Raw genomic sequence first — 18,542 nt, 5'->3', positions numbered from 1 at the left:
GGGGCTTGTACCTAAACCCAGTATCCCAAGGTTCTCGGGAGCGAAAGTGGCTTTCGCAACGCCCAGCTCGGGTCACGAAGGGCAAATCAGCCACCGGAGAGGAGGATGCGTCCGTGCCGAAGATCGTGGACCGCGCCGAACGCCGCCGCGAGATCGCCGGCGCCCTCCTGCGCATCGTCGCGCGCGAAGGCGTCGAGGCCGTCAGCGTGCGTTCCGTCGCCGTCGAAGCCGGAGTGTCGGCGGGCGCGGTGCAGAAGTACTTCTCCACCAAGGAAGACCTGTTCCGCTTCGCCCTCGACATGACCAGCGAGTTCCTGGAGCAGCGCTGGAACACCCTCGACCAGTCCGGCGACCTGCTCGACCTCCTGCTGCGTTTGCTGGTCGAGGCGATGCCGCTCGACGAGCAGCGCCGCGCCGAGGTGATCGTCATCAACGCCTTCACCGCTCGCGCCGCCGTGCGGCCGTCATGGGCCGAGTTCATCCGCACGGGCTACGACGAACTCGCGGAAATCACGACGCAATACATCGGGAAAGCGCAGGAGGCAGGCCACGTCCGCGACGACCTCGCGGCGAGCGACCTGGCCGACGCCGTCCTCGCCCTCACGGAGGGCTTCGCGAACCGGATGCTCACCGCCGCCGACCCTGCCGCCCTCCTCCCTTCCCTTGAAACCTCGGTACGGACGCTCTTGGGTCCAAGGTAAAGCAGCGTTAGTTACTTTCAGATGTAACTAACGCTGCTCAATGACGTAAACTTCGCTATATGAAGACCAGTGACGCACTGCGACTGCTCAGTGCGTTCACCAGCGCCCAGTGGGGCATGGTCACGTCCCGTCAAGCCAAGGCGGCCGGCGTAGACGGCGTCACGCTGCATCGCTTGGAGAAAGCCGGCCACCTCAACCGTGTCCGTCACGGCGTCTACGCCGCCACGATCGCCGCCGTGACCGAGGCACGGGAGGAACAGGCGGCCTGGCTGATGCTCGACGCGGCCGAACCCGCGTGGAAGCGAACGCCTCTCGACCCGAACGGAGGGGTGCTCTCCCACGAGTCGGCCGCGCGGCTGCACAGGCTCGGTGAACTCGTCGACGACCGGATAGTCGTGACCACGCCACGCCGTCGCACCAGCCGAGATCCCGACGTGCGTTTCAGGGTCGCCGAACTGTCCGAAGACGACGTGACGACGATCGACGGCCTTCCCGTCACCACCGCACTACGCACCGTCCGGGACCTGTTGAAGCAGCGCATCGACGGCAGCCATATCGCCACGATCATCCAGGAGGCCGTGGAGGCGAACCTCCTTCGCCTGGACGTACTGGCAGAGCACATCGGTCCCTTTGCCTTGCGTTATGGCGTCCGCCGCCCCGGCGACGGCGCGGCATTGCTCGAACACCTACTCGCCGAGATCGGCACCTCGGTCACACGACTCGCCCACCGCCCGGCTCCGCCGCGGCGTTAGGACTTGCGGAAGGGCGAATCAAGGCCGAAGCACCTTCTCCATTGAGTTCGTCCTAGCGCACGACCATGACCGGATGCCCTCTCGACACCCGAAAACTCCGCGTGGATATCTCGACTCTCAGAAGAACAAAGCGAGGGACCGCGCCAAAACGACCGGCATGGCCACCGGCGAGCTACTGCAACTGCATTTCCATCGTCGGTTGATCGCCCGGGTCTTCCACGGTGACGACGCCTCGAACTGGGTGCTGAAAGGCGGGCAAGCTCTCCTTGTCCGGTGGCCTTCCGCACGCTACTCCACGGACATCGACCTGCTCTCCATGGAGGACACGACCGACGCCGCGGTCGACGCGCTCAAGACGGCAGCCGCGCTACGCCTCGCCGATGGCATCTGGTTCTCCCACCTCAAAACCTCCCCTCAAACCCATGTCGAGCGCCCTACCCGAAAAGTGTCGTTCATGGTGATGTTCGAAAACGCGCCGCTCAACCACCGAGTCCAGGTGGACGTCGTCTCGTCCGGGCATCCGCCACGCGGTCCCATCTTCACCGAGGCGCTGAAACCACCGTTCGCGAGTGATTGCGACCCTTGGCCGGAAGCGCGGATGTTTCCGATCGAAGACCATGTCGCGGAAAAGATCTGCGCGATGTACGAGCGTCATCAGGCCGGTGGCCATCCATCCACTCGTTACAAGGATCTCGTCGACCTCGCCCTGTTCGCGTTGAAGACCTCCGTACCGGGCAAGGAGACGCACGAGATCCTGCACGACGAAATCGCCCGCCGCCGAAAACGCGGGATGACGGTTAATCCGCCCGCCGGGTTCGAGACCCCCGATCCGTTCTCCTGGAAGGGCGGTTATCACAAGGCCGCGCAAGGTGTCCGCGGGCTGCCTCCCGAATTCCGGACGCTCGCGGGTGTGCACCCACTCGCGGATTCCTTCATCACTCCGCTCCTGCAGGCCGAGCCTCCGGCAGGACGGTGGCGTCCCGAGGGACGAGCCTGGCGGTGACACCGGTGTCCATCGATCGGTTGACAGCCGGGTTCAGTCCAGCGGACGTCCCGCGAGCCCGGTGAAGCACAGCACGATCGACGTATGAAAACGGCAGTGAGAGTGCGCGGCCTGCGCAAGGAGTACCCGGGCCACACGGCCGTCGGGGGGATCGACCTCGACATCGAGCAGGGCGAGGTGTTCGCGCTGCTCGGCCCCAACGGCGCCGGCAAGACGACGACGGTCGAGATCCTGGAAGGCCACCGCGAACGGACCGAGGGTGAGGTCGACGTCCTCGGTGAGGATCCCGGCACCGCGGGCCGGGCTTGGCGGGCGAGGCTCGGGATCGTGCTGCAAACGGCCAACGACGCCGCCGAGCTCACCGTCGCCGAGACGGTCCGGCACTTCGCCCGCTACTACCCGAACCCTCGTGACACCGAAGAAGTGATCGAGCAGGTCGGCCTGACCGAGAAGGCGGGCGCCCGCGTCAAAAGCCTTTCCGGCGGCCAACGACGTCGGGTGGACGTCGCGCTCGGCATCATCGGGCGGCCCGAGCTGGTGTTCCTCGACGAGCCCACGACCGGATTCGATCCGGCGGCCCGGCGCCAGTTCTGGGAGCTGATCCGGAGTCTCGCCCGCGAGGGCACCACGATCCTGCTCACCACCCACTATCTCGACGAGGCCGAGGCGCTGGCCGACCGCGTCGCGGTCATCACACGCGGGGCGATCGTCGCCGAAGGGACACCGCAGACGCTCGGCGGCCGGGCGACCGCGGAGGCCACCGTCCGCTGGACCGACGAGCGCGGCGGCCATCAGGAGCGCACCCACTTCCCGGCCAAGCTGATCCGCGAGCTCTCCGCCGACGGCCGCGAGCCGTCGGAGCTGACCGTCCACCGCCCCACGCTCGAAGACACCTACCTCGATCTGATCGGAGAAGCCCGATGAGCACGCTGACCCTCCCGGGCACCTTCTCGCTCGGCCTGGTCCGAGGCGCCGCGGAGATCAAACAGTTCTTCCGCATCCGGGAGCAGGTGATCTTCACCTTCGCGTTCCCGTCGTTGCTGATGATCCTGCTCGGCTCGATGCTGAACTCGTCGATGCCCGGTATGGCGATCACCACCGGCCAGGTGCTGGCCGCGGGCATGATCGGCTCCGGCATCGTCTCGACGTCCTTCACCAGCATCGGGATCAACCTCGCGTCCGATCGCGAACTCGGCGCGCTGAAACGGCTGCGTGGTACGCCCATGCCGGCGGCGTCCTACTTCGTCGGCAAGATCATCCTGGTCGGCTTCACCAGCATCGCGCAGGTGGTCCTGATGTCGATCGTGGGCAGCCTGCTGTTCGACCTGGACCTGCCCACCGACCCGGCGAAACTGCTGACCGCGCTGTGGGTCTTCCTGCTCGGCATCACCAGTTGCACGCTGCTGGGCATCGCGCTCGGCTCGGTCACCAGGACGGTCAGCGGCGCGGTCGCGGTGACCAACCTGATCTACATCGCGCTGCAGTTCGTCTCCGGGGTGTTCGTCACGCCGATCACCGCGCTGCCGAAGGTTATGGTCGACATCGCTTCGTTCTTCCCGGTGAAGTGGATCTGCCAGGGCTTCCGCTCGGTGTTCCTGCCGGCCGAAGCCGCGACACAGGAGATGGCGGGGACATGGGAACTTCCGATGGTGGCGCTGGTGCTGACGGCGTGGTGCGCCGCGGGACTGCTGCTGGCGAAGCTGACGTTCCGCTGGTCGAACGAGGGCAGGTGAACGCCTGGGAGCGGTTCTACTGGCTCTGGGAGGTCCTGTTCGGGGTCACCTTCGTCGCGACGACGGCCTTGGTACTCCTCGAGGACGGGGCAACGACGGGCAAAACGGTCGCGCTCCTGTGCCTGGCAGGGCTCGGCGTGACCTACCTGGTCCGAGGACGCCGCCTCATCAAAGGCCCGGACCACGAGCACACGCCATGGTTGTTCGCCTGCTTGATGATGCTCTTCACGCTGGGGGCCGTGTTCGCCGCGGGCACCTCGAGCTTCATCCTCTTCCTGGTCTGCCCCGTGCTGTACATGACGATGCCGACGAAGTCCGCCTCGATCCTCACCACAGCGGCGGTACTGTCGAGCCCCGTGTCCCTGCTCGTCCGGGGCGGGCTCGACGAGCAGCCGGTCCTGCTGCCGATGACGGCGATCCTGATCATCTTCAGCCTCCTCGCCGGCCGCTACACCACCCAGATCATCGAGCAGAGCAAGGGCAGGGCGGCACTGATCGAACAGCTGAAAGCCAGTCAGGCGGAGGTTTCCCGGCTGTCCCGGGAGGCGGGGACGGCCGCCGAACGCGAGCGGATGGCCCGCGAGATCCACGACACGCTCGCGCAGGGTTTCACGAGCATCGTGACGCTGACCCAGGCGATCGAGTCCGAAATGGACACCGACCCGAGGGCGGCCCGCCGTCATCTGGAACTCGCGGCCAGGACGGCGCGGGAGAACCTGGCGGAGGCGCGGGCGATGGTCGCGGCACAGGGGCCCACGGCGCTCGCCGCCGCGTCGCTGGAGGAAGCGTTGCGCCGCCAGGTGGAGCGGCTGACCGAGGAGACCGGGATCGAAGCGTCGTTCGACGCCGGCGGCCCGCTGCCCGCGCTCCCGATGGCCACCGAAGTCGTCCTATTGCGAGGAGCGCAGGAGGCGCTGAGCAACATCCGCAAGCACTCTCGCGCCACCTCGGCCACGCTCCGCCTGTCCACTATGGACGGACAAGTCCGGCTCACCGTGACCGACGACGGCACCGGATTCGACCCCGCGGCACCCACCGGCGGCTTCGGCCTGGCTGGGATGCGGGCGCGCACCGATCAGGTCGGTGGCATCGTGACACTGAAAAGCGAACCCGGTGCGGGGACGACACTGGAACTGGAGGTACCCGCGTGATCACGATCATGCTGGTCGACGATCACCCGGTGGTGCGGGAAGGCCTGCGCGGCATGCTGGAGGCCGAGCCCGATCTGAGCGTCGTCGGGGAGGCGGGCTCGGGTGACGAGGCCGTCGCGCTGAGCCGGGTCAAGCAGCCGGACGTGATCCTGATGGATCTGCGGATGCCCGGTCTCGACGGCGTCGGCGCGACGCGGAAGATCCTCGCCGACCGGCCTGGTCAGCGGGTCGTCGTGCTCACCACCTACGAGACGGACGCGGACATCCTGCGCGCGGTCGAAGCGGGCGCCTCCGGGTACCTGCTGAAGGACGCTTCGCGCGCGGAGCTCGCCGGTGCGATCCGTGCGGCGTCACGCGGCGAAACGGTGTTGGCGCCTTCGGTGGCAGGGAAGCTGGTGAACCGCGTGCGCAACCCGACGACGTCACCGTTGTCGGCGCGCGAGATCGAAGTGCTCCGGCTGGTGGCGCGGGGAAGCACGAACGCCGAGATCGGCCGGACGCTCCACATCAGCGAGGCGACGGTCAAGACCCACCTGCTGCGCGTATTCGGCAAACTGGACGTTTCGGACCGCACGGCCGCTGTGACCACCGCTATGCGACTGGGCCTGCTCGGGTAGGCAGAATGCGTCTCATGCTTGCCTCGACCGAATTGGCGCTGCTTCGCCGCCTCGCGCACGAGCAATCCTCGTGCCGCGCCCCGTCCATCGTCGCCGCCGTCGTCCGCGACGGGGAACTCGCCTGGTCAGGAGGGCGCGGGCGCGTCGACGGCGAGACACCCGGCGCCGACACGCAGTACCGGCTCGGCTCGATCACCAAGACCCTCGTCGCGACGGCCGTCATGCGGCTGCGCGACGAAGGCAAGCTCGACCTCAACGACCCGCTGGAACAGCACCTGCCGGGCACCGCGTTCGGCTCGGCCACCATCGCGCAGCTGCTGTCGCACACTTCGGGCCTGACCGCGGAATCGCCCGGCTCCTGGTGGGAGCGCACCGTCGGCGCCGACTGGGACGCGCTCGTCGAAAGCCTCAAGGACGGCGCGACCCGGCTGCGGCCGGGCAGCAGGTTCCACTACAGCAACGTCGGCTACGGCGTGCTCGGCGAGCTGGTCGCCCGGCACCGCGGGCAGTCCTGGCTCGACGTCGTCCGCGCCGAGATCCTCGGCCCGCTCGGCATGACCCGCACCTCGCCGCATCCCGAAGGCGCGCACGCGAGCGGATTCGCGGTGCACCCCTTCGCCGATCTCCTCATGCCGGAGCCGTCTCCGGACGCGGGCGCGATGGCACCCGCCGGACAGCTGTGGTCGACGATCACCGACCTCGCCCGCTGGACGTCGTTCCTCGGCGGGCACACCGGCGGCGTGCTCAGCGAGCAGACCGTCGCGGAGATGCGCGAAATGGTCACCGTGGACGACGGCGACGCCTGGACCACCGGATTCGGCCTCGGCGTCATGCTGGTCCGCACCGAAGGCAGGCGGCTGGCCGGGCACACCGGGTCGATGCCGGGGTTCCTCGCCTGCTCGCTGGTCGACGCGAACGCCGGCATCGGCGCCCTGGTGCTGACGAACTCGACGGCGGGGGTCGGCATCACGCAGCTCTGCCTCGACCTGATGAAGCTGACCGAACAGCACGAGCCCGCCATGCCCGCGGAATGGCAACCGTCCACTGTGGACCCGAAGCTCCTGGAACTGACCGGGCTGTGGCACTGGGGCCCGACGCCGTACCACCTGCGGCTGCTCCCGGGCGGCCTGTTCTCCCTCGCGCCGACCGACGGCCCCGGCCGCGCGTCACGGTTCGCGCCGGTCGGCGAGGACACTTGGGTCGGGCTCGACGCGTACTACGCGGGTGAGACGCTGCGGGTCGGGCGGGACTCGGCGGGGAAGCCGAACCACCTCGACCTCGCGACGTTCATCTTCTCGCGGACCCCGTTCGACCCGGCCGCGCCCATCCCGGGCGGCGTCGACCCCGGGGGCTGGCGCTGACGGAAGCGGAAGGCGGCGGTCGTGAACTCGCGGCCGCCGTCCGCGCACACCAGGACATCGCCGTAGTGGGCGTCGCCGACGACCCACATCCGGCGCGGTCCGCGCAGCGATTCGGCGAGTTCGCCGGGACAGGCGTCGATGACGAACTTCGCCTGGTCGCCGTCGAGGACGGCCCATCCGCGCGCGGTGTCCGCGTCCGGCTCCAGCGTGGCGGTGACCCGTGCCCACGGCCCGAGTACTACGTCGAGGACACGTTCACGACGGCGGATCGTGTACCGGAGCGCCGCCCACCACTGGCGGGTCTTCGGCGACGATTTCTCCCCCGGGAGGTCTCCGTGCACCCAGCGCGGCAGCCCCGGGACGAACACGAGCACGAGCGCGCCCGCGAAACCGGCGATCGCGCCGATGGTGGCCGTGTCGTCCCAGTCGCGGAAGATCCAGTGCCCGCCGAGCGCGAGGAAGTACAGCAACAGGAAACCCCATCTGGGTCTCCACGGATCGGGCATCAGGCCGCCGGGGTGTGTCCGACCGCGACACCGACGGCCGTGATGAAGTTGCGGGCGATGCGCTTGCCCTCACCCCAGTCGACGAAGCCGAACTTGAGGCTCGTCTGGATCGCCAGGCCGGAGCCCTCCGTCGTCCGCTCCACCTTCACGGTGACCGTCTGGCCGTAGCTGAGCCAGCCGATCTTGGTCGAGAAGGTGACGTAGCCCGCCGCCGCGTCGTAATACGGGGCCTGCCCCTTGACCGCGTCGACCCCGTGGGGAAGGGCGTGCCACAACGCCTCGGGGGGCACGGGGAATCGTTCGTGCACTGTCGCCATGAGGCGAGAAGCTACCCGGCGGTCGGCGCCGGCGGGAGCGGGTCCGCCGATCCCACATTCCGGACACGCGGCACCGATTGTCAGCAGGGGCATCCCGACCTGAGAGACTGGGCGCATGACCGACGCACCTGAGTTGACCCTCCCCGCGGACCTGAAGCCTGCCGATGGCCGCTTCGGCTGCGGACCGTCCAAGGTCCGTGACGAGCAGCTCGCCAACCTGGCGAAATCCGGTGCCACCTACCTCGGCACCTCGCACCGTCAGAAGCCGGTGAAGTCCCTCGTCGGCCGCGTGCGTGCGGGTCTGTCCGAATTGTTCTCCCTGCCCGAAGGCTACGAAGTGGTCCTCGGCAACGGCGGGACGACCGCATTCTGGGACGCCGCCGCGTTCGGCCTCGTGCGGGAACGCGCGCAGCACTTCACCTACGGCGAGTTCTCCTCGAAGTTCGCCACGGTGACCAAGGGCGCCCCGTTCCTCGCCGACCCGATCGTCGTCAAGGCCGACCCGGGCAGCGCTCCCGAGATCGCCTACGAGGCTGGTGCCGACCTGGTCGGCTGGGCGCACAACGAGACCTCGACCGGTGTCGCGGTGCCGGTGCGCCGCCCCGAAGGAAGTGAAGGCGCCCTCGTCGCCATCGACGCCACCTCCGGCGCGGGCGGCCTGCCGGTCAAGGCCGAGGACTTCGACGTCTACTACTTCGCGCCCCAGAAGTCCTTCGCCTCCGACGGTGGCCTCTGGATCGCGCTGGCTTCGCCCGCCGCCGTCGAGCGCATCGGCGAGATCGGCGCGAGCGACCGCTGGATCCCCGAGTTCCTGTCGCTGACCACGGCGCTCGACAACTCCCGCAAGGACCAGACGTACAACACCCCGGCGGTGTCGACGCTGTTCCTGCTGGCCGACCAGATCGAGTGGATGAACTCGAACGGTGGCCTGGAGTGGACGACCTCGCGCACCCGCGATTCGTCGACCCGGCTGTACGAATGGGCCGAGAAGACCAGCTACACGACGCCGTTCGTCAGCGACCCGTCGCTGCGCTCGCAGGTGGTCGGCACCATCGACTTCGCCGACGAGGTGGACGCCGCCGCGGTGGCGAAGGTGCTGCGTGCCAACGGGATCGTCGACACCGAGCCGTACCGGAAGCTCGGCCGCAACCAGCTGCGCGTCGGGCTGTTCCCGGCCATCGACCCGGACGACGTCACGAAGCTGACCCAGAGCATCGAGTACGTCGTCGAGCGCCTGGGCTGAGCTAACCGTCCGTGAAGGCCCCCTTCCCTACCCTGAGAGTAGGGAAGGGGGCCTTCACGTATTTGGCGGCCAGCGCGAGCAGCAAAAGGCCGTACAGCACGTAGGACTCCGTCGCCAGCCACCAGCCGAAGCTCCCGGCCGGCCGCGGCGCGAGCCACATCGGCGCGACGACGAACAGCGCCACCGTCACGGCCGCGAGCGCGTACGAAACGACCGAACGCGACCGGACCAGCAGCACGAGGATCGGCACGCACCAGATCCAGTGGTGCGTCCAGGACACCGGCGACACCAGCAGCCCGCCGACGGCGCACGCGGTCAGCGCGAACACCGGCTCGGCGACGCGCACGATCACGAACGCGGTCAGCGCGACCACGGCGATCGACGCCAGCACCCAGACGACGTCTTCCGCCGAGCCCAGCCCGAACCGCGCGAGCGTCCCGCGCAGCGACTGGTTGCCGACGTAGCCGCGATCGCCGATCCGGCCGGTGTCGAAGAGGATGTTCGTCCAGAACTTCGCGGACGCGTCCGGCGCGGCCACGAACATCAGCGCGCCCGCGCCGAGGAATCCGGCGACGACCCTGGCCGCGGAGCGGAAGTCCTTGCGGAACAAGAAGAACAGGATGAAGAAGGCCGGGGTCAGCTTGATCGCCGCGGCGACGCCGATCAGCAGTCCCTTCGTGCGGGCACGGCCCGGCAGCAGGGCGTCGAGGACGACCAGCAGCATCAGCAGGGTGTTCACCTGGCCGAAGCCGAGCGTCGAGCGGACCGGCTCCATGATGCCGCCGACGGCCTGCGCCCCGATCGCCGCCAGGACGGCGATGGCGCGGCCACGGACGTTCGCCCGGTCGGTGAGCGAGCCGTTGAGCGTCGCCACGAAGAGGTAGACGACGATGCCGCCCGCGATGATCGACGCGAGCCCGACCAGCCTCGTGGCCAGCGCGGCGGACAGGAGCGTGCCGGGCAGGAAGACCGCGGCCGCGAACGGTGTGTAGGTGAAGGGCAGCCAGCCGCCGTGCGTCTGCACCCAGGCGCCGTACGGGTCACCCGAGTCGAGAAGCAACCGCGCGCCGCCGATGTAGACCTCGAGGTCCTGGCCGTCGAACACCTTGAGGGTGAAGAGCACGCCGACCACGACGGCTTCGAGCGCGATCAACGCCCCCGCGAGTTTCCGCCCCGACAATCCCACCAGCACCCGGCGAGATTACCCACCGCTACCCCGCGTCCAGTCCTCTGGATGCGGTGGTTCGTGCCACGAACTACCGCATCCAGAGGACGAAACGCGAGCTAGGCGAGGGCCTGGGTGGGCGGGAGGCGCGCCGCGCGCATCGCCGGGTAGGCACCGGCGACGGCACCGACCAGAGCCGAGACGCCGACCCCGCCGAGGAGGGCACCGACGGGGAGCACCGCCGGCCAGCCCTGGCTCAGCGCGTACCCGGCCGTCACCAGCACGCCGACCAGTACCCCGGCGATCCCGCCGAGCCCGGACAACAGCACCGACTCGGCCAGGAACTGGCCTCTCACCTGCCGTTTCGTCGCGCCGAGCGCACGGCGGAGGCCGATCTCCCGGCGCCGCTCCAGCACCGAGATCACCATCGTGTTGGCCACCCCGACACCCCCGACCAACAACGCCACCCCGCCCAGCCCGAGGAACAGCGCGCTGTAGGTGTTCTCCGTCAGTTTCTGCGCCTCCAGCGCCTCCGACGGGCGGCGCACCTCGACCTCGTTCGGCGCCTCCGGGTTCATCGTCTGCGCGAGCACCGAACGCACATTCTCGACCTGCGAGTCCTTCGCCCGCACGTACACGGTGGTCGGATGCCCCTCGAAGCCGAGGAGCCGCTTGGCGACGTCCCAGCCGACCAGCGCCGACCGCTCGATCTCGGGCGCCAGCGGCGTCGGCCCGAGAATGCCGCCCACGGTGAACCACTGACCGCCGATGAACACCTGGGGCGGTGCGGCCGGGTCGATGTGGTCGATGCCGAGCCGCGCGGCCGCGACCGAACCCAGCACGGTGACCGGGTAGTCGCGGGTCGCGTCACGGAGGAACTGCCCGTCGCGGACGGCACCCCCGATGACGTCGAGGAGATCCGGCGTCGCCGCGTAGACGCCGAGGCCGGACGTCTCGTCCTTGGCGATCTTGTCCGTCCGCCGCACCGTCCCGCCGGTGGTGCCGGTCGCGGACGCCGCCGTCACCGGGGCGATCCGCTTGGCCATCGGCACCGCGCTGTCCGGCAGCGTCGCGTCGCCGCCGAACATCGTCTTGCCCGGTCCCGCCGAAAGCAGGTTGGTGCCGAGCGCGGCCAGCTGGTCTTGCAACGCCTTCGCGCCCGACGCCGGGATCGCGAGCACGGCCACCATCGCGGCGATCCCGATCCCGATGCCGAGCGCGGACAGCACGGCGCGCATCGGCCGCGTCCGCATCCCGTGCGCACCCAGGTTCAGCACGTCACGCGGGCCGAGCCTGGCCGGATTCGGCGTCGGCGTCCTGTCGGCGACGGGTGCGCTCACACCAGCACCCCCGTCCCGGTGTCGAGCCGGATCCGGCCGTCCCGCAACTCGATCCGCCGCGGGATACCCGCCGCGATCTCCCGGTCGTGCGTGATGATCACGACCGTCGTCCCCTGCGAGCTCAGCGTGGCGAGCAGGTTGAGGATCGCCGCCCCGTTGCCCGTGTCGAGGTTCCCGGTCGGCTCGTCGGCCAGCAGGATCGACGGCGAGTTGACGACCGCCCGCGCGATCGCCACCCGCTGCCGTTCCCCGCCGGAGAGCTCGTTCGGGAAATGGGCCGCGCGATGCGCGAGACCCACCCGGTCGAGCGCCGCCAGCGCCCGCTCACGCCGTTTCCGCCGCGGCACGCCCGCGTACAGCAGCCCCGTCGCGACGTTGTCGACCGCGCTCACCCCCTCGCTGAGGAAGAACTGCTGGAACACGAACCCGATCCACCGTGACCGCAACGCCGAAAGCTTGCGATCGGGCAGTTTCGCCACGTCGTGCCCGCGCAGTTCGATGACGCCGCTGGTCGGCCGGTCGAGCGTGCCCATCAGCTGCAGCAGCGTCGACTTGCCGGAGCCGGACGGGCCGACGATGGCGACCATCTCCCTGTCCTCGATGGACAGTGACACCTCGTGCAGCGCCCGCACCCCGCCGGGATAGGTGCGCGAGGCGCCGCGAACGTCCAGCACCGGGGTCATGAGGTCGTCACCACCCGCATCCCGGCGGCGAGGCCGGCGCCGGTGACTTCGACGCGTCCGCCGGAGAACAAGCCGGTCTTCACCGCGATGAGACGGCGTTCGCCGTTTTCGTCGACCTCGACGGCATACCCGCCTTCGGCGAGCGCGAGCAGCGCGCCGACGGGTACCGCCAACACTCCACTGTGGACTTCCTTGGTGAACCGCACCGAGGCCGGTGTCGAATCGAGCGATCCGGCCGCTGCCGGATCGTCCAGCTTGATCTTCACCTTGATCTTCGGCTTGCCGTCGTCCTGCCCGGCGCCGTCCTTGCCGGTTTCCGCGACCTTGCCGACCTCGGTGATCACGCCGGTCGTCTTCTTGCCGCCGGTGATGTCGACCCCGACCTTGTCCCCTTCCTTCGCGATGGCCTGCTTGGCGGCGTCGAGCTTGACCTCGACGAGGCGCTCGGTGCCGGTGTACTTCAGGAGTTCGCCGCCGCCGGGGCCGCCGAGTTGCGCGGCGACCTGCGAAACCCGGATCTCGCCGGGGGCGAGGACGACGTCGCCCTGTCCGAAGGCACCGGTCTGCTCCAGGCCCAGCGACTTCTGCCATTTCTTGAGTGCGGCGGCGGTGGCCGAGGTGAACTTCTTGTCCGGGGTGCCGAAACCACCGAAACCGAGCGCCTTCAGGTTCTCTTCCAGCTGCTTGACGTCCGGGCCGTCCGTGGCCCCGTCCGCGAGGTCGCGGAAGAACGGGAGCGTGCCGTAGAACAACGGGACCGGCTTGGCGTCGACGCCGTACACGGTCTTGCCCCGGGTGAGCACCGCGCCCGCGTCCGGCAGAGCGGTGATGGTGCCCTGTTTCCGGCCGGCGAGGGCGTTTTCCGCGCCGTAGCCCAGCGTCCCGTTCGCCTCTTCCTCCTCCTGCAGGTCGGTCTTCTCGACCTTCGCGGTCTCGACCGGTGGTGGGGCCTCCCCGACCTGCTGGGCCTCCGACGTGACCCTGGTCAGCACGACCACGGACATCGTCCCGGCCACGACGACGAGGACCGCCGCGATGATGAACCAGCGCGCCCGGCGCGAACGCCGTGCGCCGCCGGGTCCTTCGTGTTCGCTCATTTCGCCGGGGCCGCCCTCATGGTCATGCCGAGACCGCAGGCCTTCGCCGCTTCTTCGAACTTCTTGGGGTCGCCCATGTCCATCGTCATGGCGGCGCCCTTGCCGCTGGGATCGGGATCCGGGAAGTCGATGCCGTGCTCGCGCATGCACTTGGCTTCCTTGCGCATCTTGTCGAGCTCTTCCGGCGTCGGCGGCTTGATCTCGCCGCCGTTCGGCAGCAGCTTGCGGCACGCGTCGCTCGCGGTCTTCATCTTGCCGTCGTCGGGCCTGGCCTCGCCCGCCTCGATGGAGATCATGCCCTTCCCGTCGCCGGTGGTCTGGGGATCCGGCATGTCGATCCCGTGCTCGCGCATGCACTTCGCGAAGTTGCGCATCTTGTCCTCGTCGGACACGTTGTCGGCCTGCTTCCCGTCACCGGCGGCGCCGGGAGCGGGCGGCGACGAGATCGAGGCGACCTTGTCGCCGCCGTCCCCGCCACCGCCACAGCCGGCCACCAGCGCGAGGACCGCTCCGGCGATCAGTGCCGCCATCGGTCGTTTCCGCATCGCTGCTCCTTCGGTCGTCTTGGCGCACCGATTTCTACGGAGCGGGCGATTCCGGCGCGGTAAGCGATGTTGCTTATGTCGCGCTTACCGTCCCGATCAGCAGGACAGAGATCCGACCTATATGCCGTCTTTCCGGGTGAACTCCAGACTCGGTGAACCTTTCGGAGGTTCACATCCGACCTTTCGTCTCATAGGGTCCACGACGTCCACACCTCAGCGAGGAGGAGTGCATGAATCGCCGCAAGCCACTCCGGGCCCTGGCGGCCCTCGTCATCGCGACCACCGCACTGGGCGTCGTGCCCGCCGCGGAAGCCGCGCCGCTCCCGTCCGACCACGCCTACGACGACCCGTTCACCGCCGACCGGACGCGCTGGTGGCGCGACGACCGCTTCGGCCAGTTCATCCACTTCGGCGCGTACTCCCAGCTGCAAGGGAAGTACACCCGCCCCGATGGAAGCGTTTGCCAGGACGCCGAATGGATCCAGCGGAACTGCCAGATCCCGCGTGCCGAATACGAGCAGATCGCCGCGAAGTTCAACCCCGCCGGTTTCGACGCGAACGCCATCGCGCAGTCGGCGAAGGACGCCGGGCAGAAGTACGTGGTGATCACCTCGAAGCATCACGAGGGCTACGCGATGTGGCCGACGAAGGTCAACAAGTTCAACCTCCGCGACCACTCGGCGTTCGACAAGAAGCGCGACATCCTCGCCGAACTGAAGCGCGCGACGGCCGCGCGCGACCTCAAACTCGGCTTCTACTACTCGATCTGGGACTGGCACGACCCGGACTTCCCCGATCCGGCGACGTTCCCGAAGTACAAGGAGCGGATGTACGCCCAGCTCAAGGAACTCGTCGACAACTACCACCCGGCGGTGCTGTGGTTCGACGGCGAATGGAGTACCGACCGGCCCAACAACCCGTGGACGGAAAGGGACGGCGAGGAGCTGGAGGCCTACGTCCGCAGCCTCGATCCGTCCATTGTGGTCAACAACCGCGTCGGCAAACGGCGGGTGGTCGACGGCGACACGGGAACACCCGAACAGGAGATCCCGGACAAACCGGTCGACGGACAGCTGTGGGAGTCGTGCATGACCCTCAACGGCAGCTGGGGATACACCGATTGGGACCACAACTGGAAATCCTCGGCGGATCTGACCAGGAAGCTGCTCTCGATCGCCGGCCGAAGCGGGAACTTCCTGCTCAACGTCGGCCCCGATCGCAACGGCCGCGTGCCACAGGAATCCATCGACAGGCTGAAGCAGATGGGCCAGTGGTTGCGAACGAACGGTCAGTCCGCCGCCGTGTACGGGGCGGGCGCGCCGGGACTGGTCGCCGAACCGGCTTGGGGCGTCGTCAGCCGTCGCGGTGACAAGCTCTACGCGTCGGTGTTCGACTGGCCCGCTTCGGGCGGCTCGCTGACGCTCGACACCTTGGCACCTTTCCGGGTTCGTGACGCACGGGTGCTCGGCAGCCGTCAGCGAGTCCGGGTCGAGCAGACATCCGGCAGCGTGAAGCTCACCCCGTCGGGCGGCCGGACGAACGACGTCGCGACCGTCATCGAACTGAGTGTCGATCCGCTGCCGCAGGCACCCGCCGGCCGCGGGACGGGGCTGACCGCCGAGTACTGGCCGAACGCGGACTTCACCGGGACACCGCCGGTGCGCCGGGTCGAGCCGGGCGTGAACCACAACTGGAAGTTCACCGGCTCGCCGGACGCGAAGATCCCGGCGGAGACCTTCTCCTCGCGATGGACCGGGCGGGTCACCGCGCGGGACACCGGGAAGTACACGTTCACCACGGTTTCGGACGACACCGTGCGACTGTGGGTCGACGGGAAACTCCTGATCGACAACACCATCCCACATGGCCCAAGTGTCGACAAAGCGACACTCGACCTGGTCGCCGGGCGGTCGTACGCGATCCGGCTGGAACACACCGAACGAGGCGGTGAGGCGTCGATGAAGCTGCTGTGGACCAGCCCGAACACCCCACAGCAGGTGATCCCGGCGCGGCAGCTGCACCCGGCCGGATAACGCGTGTTCGAAGCCGTAACTCGCGTGTTTGGAGCCGGATCACGCAGTTACGGCTTCAAGCACGTGAGTTACGCCTTCAAGCACGCGAGTTACGGCTTCGATCACACGAGTCCCGCCTTCGACCGTCACCCGGTCGGTGGATCCACGCAGGGACGAGCAAGGCCCCAGGTGTCACGAAGGGAGCCTTCCCCTCGTCCGATGCGGGAAGGCTCCCTTCACCTGGACCCCGCAGCGCGAAGTGACGTTGCGAAAGCCACTTTCGCAACGTTCAAGGTTGCGAAAGTGGCTTTCGCAACCCTCGGGCCCCACCCGGTCGGCTGAGCCGTGCTTATCCCGCGCTTACCCCCGTCCGGGGCAGACTGGCCAGGTGAGAGTGCTGGTGGTGGAAGACGAGCGGCTCCTGGCGGACACGATCGCCGAGGGCCTGCGACGGTTCTCCATGGCCGTCGACGTCTGCTACGACGGCGCGCAGGCCCTGGACCGGGTCGGAGTGCACGGCTACGACGTCGTCGTACTCGACCGGGATCTCCCCCTCGTGCACGGCGACGAGGTCTGCGCCGCGGTGATCGGGACCGGCGGCGAGGCGCGGGTCCTCATGCTGACGGCCGCGGCCGATGTCAACGACCGGGTCGCCGGGCTGGGCCTCGGCGCCGACGACTACCTGACGAAACCGTTCGCGTTCGCCGAACTCGTCGCGCGGGTGCAGGCGCTGTCGCGGCGCGCGCGGCCGGCGCTGCCGCCGGTGCTGGAACGCGGCGGCGTGGTCCTCGACCTGCCCCGGCACCAGGCGTCACGCGACGGCCGGTTCCTTCCCTTGTCCCCCAAGGAATTCGCGGTACTGGAGGTGCTCATGCGCGCCGAAGGGACCGTGGTCAGCGCGGAAGACCTGCTGGAGAAGGCGTGGGACGAACACGCCGATCCGTTCACGAACGCCGTCCGGGTGGCGATGATGACGTTGCGGCGCAAACTCGGCGAACCGCCGCTGATCGAGACCGTGCCCGGCGCCGGTTACCGGTTCGGGTCGTGAAACCGCTCCGGATCTCCGTCCGCACCAAGCTGACGGCGCTCTACGGCGGCGCGTTCCTGATCGTCGGGCTCGCCCTGCTGATCGTCAACTACCTGCTGGTGAGCTCGACGCTGCCGGATACGGCGGCGTTCGCGAGCGACGCCGCGGGCCTCGCGGTCCAGCGCGCGTACCCCCTGGACACCACGACCATCATGCCCGTGGAGCGCGCCCAAGCCACGCAACTGGTCGCGACCTCGATCACCGAGTACCGCTCGGACGTCCTGTCGACCCTGCTGTGGCAATCGCTGGTGGCACTGGCGATCGCCGGCGCGCTCGCGGTGCTGCTCGGCTGGCTGATGGCGAGCCGGGTGTTGCGGCCGCTGCACGCGATCACTTCGACAGCACGGAAACTCGAGGTCGAGAACCTCGACCGGCGTATCGACCTCGACGGCCCCGACGACGAGCTCAAGGAACTCGCCGACACCTTCGACGGCATGCTCGACCGGCTCGCCGTGTCGTTCGACAGCCAGAAACGCTTCGTCGCCAACGCCTCCCACGAACTGCGCACCCCGCTCGCGGTGCAGCGCACCCTGGTCGAGGTGGCCATGGCCGATCCCGACGCGAGCCCCGAAGTCCGGAAACTCGGCGAACACCTGATCTACACCAACGAACGCAGTGAACGGATGATCGAGGGCCTGCTCGTCCTCGCCCGCAGCGACCGCGGCCTGACCGCGCGCGCCCCCGTCCGGCTGGACGAGGTCGCCGCGGCGGTGATCCGGTCGGCGTCGGCCATGGCCGAGGAAGCGGGCGTCACGGTGGAGTCGAGGCTGCGGCCGCGGACGGTGTCCGGGGATCCCGTGCTGCTGGAGCGGCTGGTCACGAACCTCGTCCACAACGCCATCACCTACAACCGCGAGGGCGGCTGGGTCCACGTCGACATCGGCGGCGACCCGGCGCTCGTGGTGCGCAACACCGGCCCGCAGGTGCCGTTCGACTCCGTACCCGCGCTGTTCGAACCGTTCCGACGGCTCTCGGGCGACCGCACCGGCGACTCCCGCAACGCGGGGCTCGGACTGTCGATCGTCCGGTCCATCGCGAAGGCGCACGGCGGGACCGCGGGCGCGGAACCCGGCGGACGCGGCGGCGGGCTGGTCGTCCGGGTGCGGCTGCCGTAGATTCCCCCGATCGTGACTGTGCGTGTCCGGCGAGTCACGCGGCGAGCCGCCCGTCGCTCCCGCAGAATTCCCCTTGCCGTCATGAACAAAATAGTGAGCAGGACACATGACATC

Annotated in this window: 18 protein-coding genes; 12 read left to right on the top strand and 6 right to left on the bottom strand. The window is 68.8% G+C overall.

The window, feature by feature from the left end; translation table 11 throughout:
* Positions 1-113: 113 nt before the first annotated feature.
* From ACZ3HL_RS07660 to ACZ3HL_RS07625, 8 genes are all read left to right on the top strand, one after another.
* Entirely contained in the window at positions 114-701 is a 588-nt protein-coding gene (locus ACZ3HL_RS07660; RefSeq protein WP_465529508.1) for a TetR/AcrR family transcriptional regulator, read from the top strand.
* A gap of 59 nt (positions 702-760) precedes the next feature.
* Positions 761-1,453, top strand: a complete 693-nt coding sequence (locus tag ACZ3HL_RS07655) for a type IV toxin-antitoxin system AbiEi family antitoxin domain-containing protein (RefSeq protein WP_465529506.1) — start codon at positions 761-763, stop codon at positions 1,451-1,453.
* Positions 1,454-1,526: 73 nt separating this feature from the next.
* Complete coding sequence (locus tag ACZ3HL_RS07650) at positions 1,527-2,456, top strand: nucleotidyl transferase AbiEii/AbiGii toxin family protein (protein WP_465529504.1); 930 nt, start codon at positions 1,527-1,529, stop codon at positions 2,454-2,456.
* 84 nt (positions 2,457-2,540) lie between these two features.
* Positions 2,541-3,380 (top strand): ABC transporter ATP-binding protein, encoded by an 840-nt coding sequence (locus ACZ3HL_RS07645; RefSeq protein WP_465529502.1) that lies wholly within the window; start codon positions 2,541-2,543, stop codon positions 3,378-3,380.
* On the top strand, positions 3,377-4,189 hold the full coding sequence (locus tag ACZ3HL_RS07640; RefSeq protein WP_465410839.1) for an ABC transporter permease: 813 nt from the start codon (positions 3,377-3,379) through the stop codon (positions 4,187-4,189). The genes ACZ3HL_RS07645 and ACZ3HL_RS07640 overlap by 4 nt, the downstream gene beginning before the upstream one ends.
* Positions 4,186-5,340 carry a sensor histidine kinase gene (locus ACZ3HL_RS07635; protein WP_465410838.1) on the top strand — a complete coding sequence of 385 codons (1,155 nt, stop codon included), beginning with the start codon at positions 4,186-4,188 and terminating at the stop codon, positions 5,338-5,340. The genes ACZ3HL_RS07640 and ACZ3HL_RS07635 overlap by 4 nt, the downstream gene beginning before the upstream one ends.
* Positions 5,337-5,957, top strand: a complete 621-nt coding sequence (locus ACZ3HL_RS07630; RefSeq protein WP_457959629.1) for a response regulator — start codon at positions 5,337-5,339, stop codon at positions 5,955-5,957. Before ACZ3HL_RS07635 ends, ACZ3HL_RS07630 begins: the two co-directional genes overlap by 4 nt.
* Before the next feature lie 14 nt (positions 5,958-5,971).
* Complete coding sequence (locus ACZ3HL_RS07625; RefSeq protein ID WP_465410837.1) at positions 5,972-7,318, top strand: serine hydrolase domain-containing protein; 1,347 nt, start codon at positions 5,972-5,974, stop codon at positions 7,316-7,318.
* Between the two features lie 505 nt (positions 7,319-7,823).
* Here ACZ3HL_RS07625 and ACZ3HL_RS07620 read toward each other — a convergent pair.
* Entirely contained in the window at positions 7,824-8,141 is a 318-nt protein-coding gene (locus ACZ3HL_RS07620) for a hypothetical protein (RefSeq protein WP_465410835.1), read from the bottom strand.
* 115 nt (positions 8,142-8,256) lie between these two features.
* Between ACZ3HL_RS07620 and serC the strand changes: the two genes are divergently transcribed.
* On the top strand, positions 8,257-9,384 hold the full coding sequence (serC, locus tag ACZ3HL_RS07615; RefSeq protein ID WP_465529500.1) for a phosphoserine transaminase: 1,128 nt from the start codon (positions 8,257-8,259) through the stop codon (positions 9,382-9,384).
* 1 nt (position 9,385) lies between these two features.
* Here the strand turns inward: serC and ACZ3HL_RS07610 are convergent, their stop codons facing one another.
* From ACZ3HL_RS07610 to ACZ3HL_RS07590, 5 genes are all read right to left on the bottom strand, one after another.
* Complete coding sequence (locus tag ACZ3HL_RS07610) at positions 9,386-10,576, bottom strand: glycosyltransferase 87 family protein (RefSeq protein ID WP_465529498.1); 1,191 nt, start codon at positions 10,574-10,576, stop codon at positions 9,386-9,388.
* A 92-nt stretch (positions 10,577-10,668) separates the two neighbouring features.
* Entirely contained in the window at positions 10,669-11,889 is a 1,221-nt protein-coding gene (locus tag ACZ3HL_RS07605; RefSeq protein WP_465529496.1) for an ABC transporter permease, read from the bottom strand.
* Positions 11,886-12,572, bottom strand: a complete 687-nt coding sequence (locus tag ACZ3HL_RS07600; protein WP_465410832.1) for an ABC transporter ATP-binding protein — start codon at positions 12,570-12,572, stop codon at positions 11,886-11,888. Before ACZ3HL_RS07600 ends, ACZ3HL_RS07605 begins: the two co-directional genes overlap by 4 nt.
* Complete coding sequence (locus ACZ3HL_RS07595; RefSeq protein ID WP_465529494.1) at positions 12,569-13,669, bottom strand: peptidoglycan-binding protein; 1,101 nt, start codon at positions 13,667-13,669, stop codon at positions 12,569-12,571. The genes ACZ3HL_RS07600 and ACZ3HL_RS07595 overlap by 4 nt, the downstream gene beginning before the upstream one ends.
* Positions 13,666-14,214 carry a hypothetical protein gene (locus ACZ3HL_RS07590; RefSeq protein WP_465410830.1) on the bottom strand — a complete coding sequence of 183 codons (549 nt, stop codon included), beginning with the start codon at positions 14,212-14,214 and terminating at the stop codon, positions 13,666-13,668. The genes ACZ3HL_RS07595 and ACZ3HL_RS07590 overlap by 4 nt, the downstream gene beginning before the upstream one ends.
* 230 nt (positions 14,215-14,444) lie before the next feature.
* Between ACZ3HL_RS07590 and ACZ3HL_RS07585 the strand changes: the two genes are divergently transcribed.
* From ACZ3HL_RS07585 to ACZ3HL_RS07575, 3 genes are all read left to right on the top strand, one after another.
* The gene (locus tag ACZ3HL_RS07585; protein WP_465529492.1) at positions 14,445-16,247 is read left to right on the top strand and encodes an alpha-L-fucosidase; all 1,803 of its coding nucleotides are present in this window, start codon (positions 14,445-14,447) and stop codon (positions 16,245-16,247) included.
* 367 nt (positions 16,248-16,614) lie between these two features.
* Complete coding sequence (locus ACZ3HL_RS07580) at positions 16,615-17,274, top strand: response regulator transcription factor (protein ID WP_219147958.1); 660 nt, start codon at positions 16,615-16,617, stop codon at positions 17,272-17,274.
* A complete protein-coding gene (locus tag ACZ3HL_RS07575) occupies positions 17,271-18,428 on the top strand; it encodes an ATP-binding protein (RefSeq protein WP_465410828.1) in 1,158 nt (385 codons plus the stop codon). The genes ACZ3HL_RS07580 and ACZ3HL_RS07575 overlap by 4 nt, the downstream gene beginning before the upstream one ends.
* The last annotated feature ends 114 nt before the right edge of the window (positions 18,429-18,542 follow it).

The organism is Amycolatopsis sp. NPDC000009, from assembly GCF_055563465.1.
The sequence above is the reverse complement of the archived record's forward strand: the minus strand, read 5'-3'. Positions and strand labels throughout refer to the sequence as shown.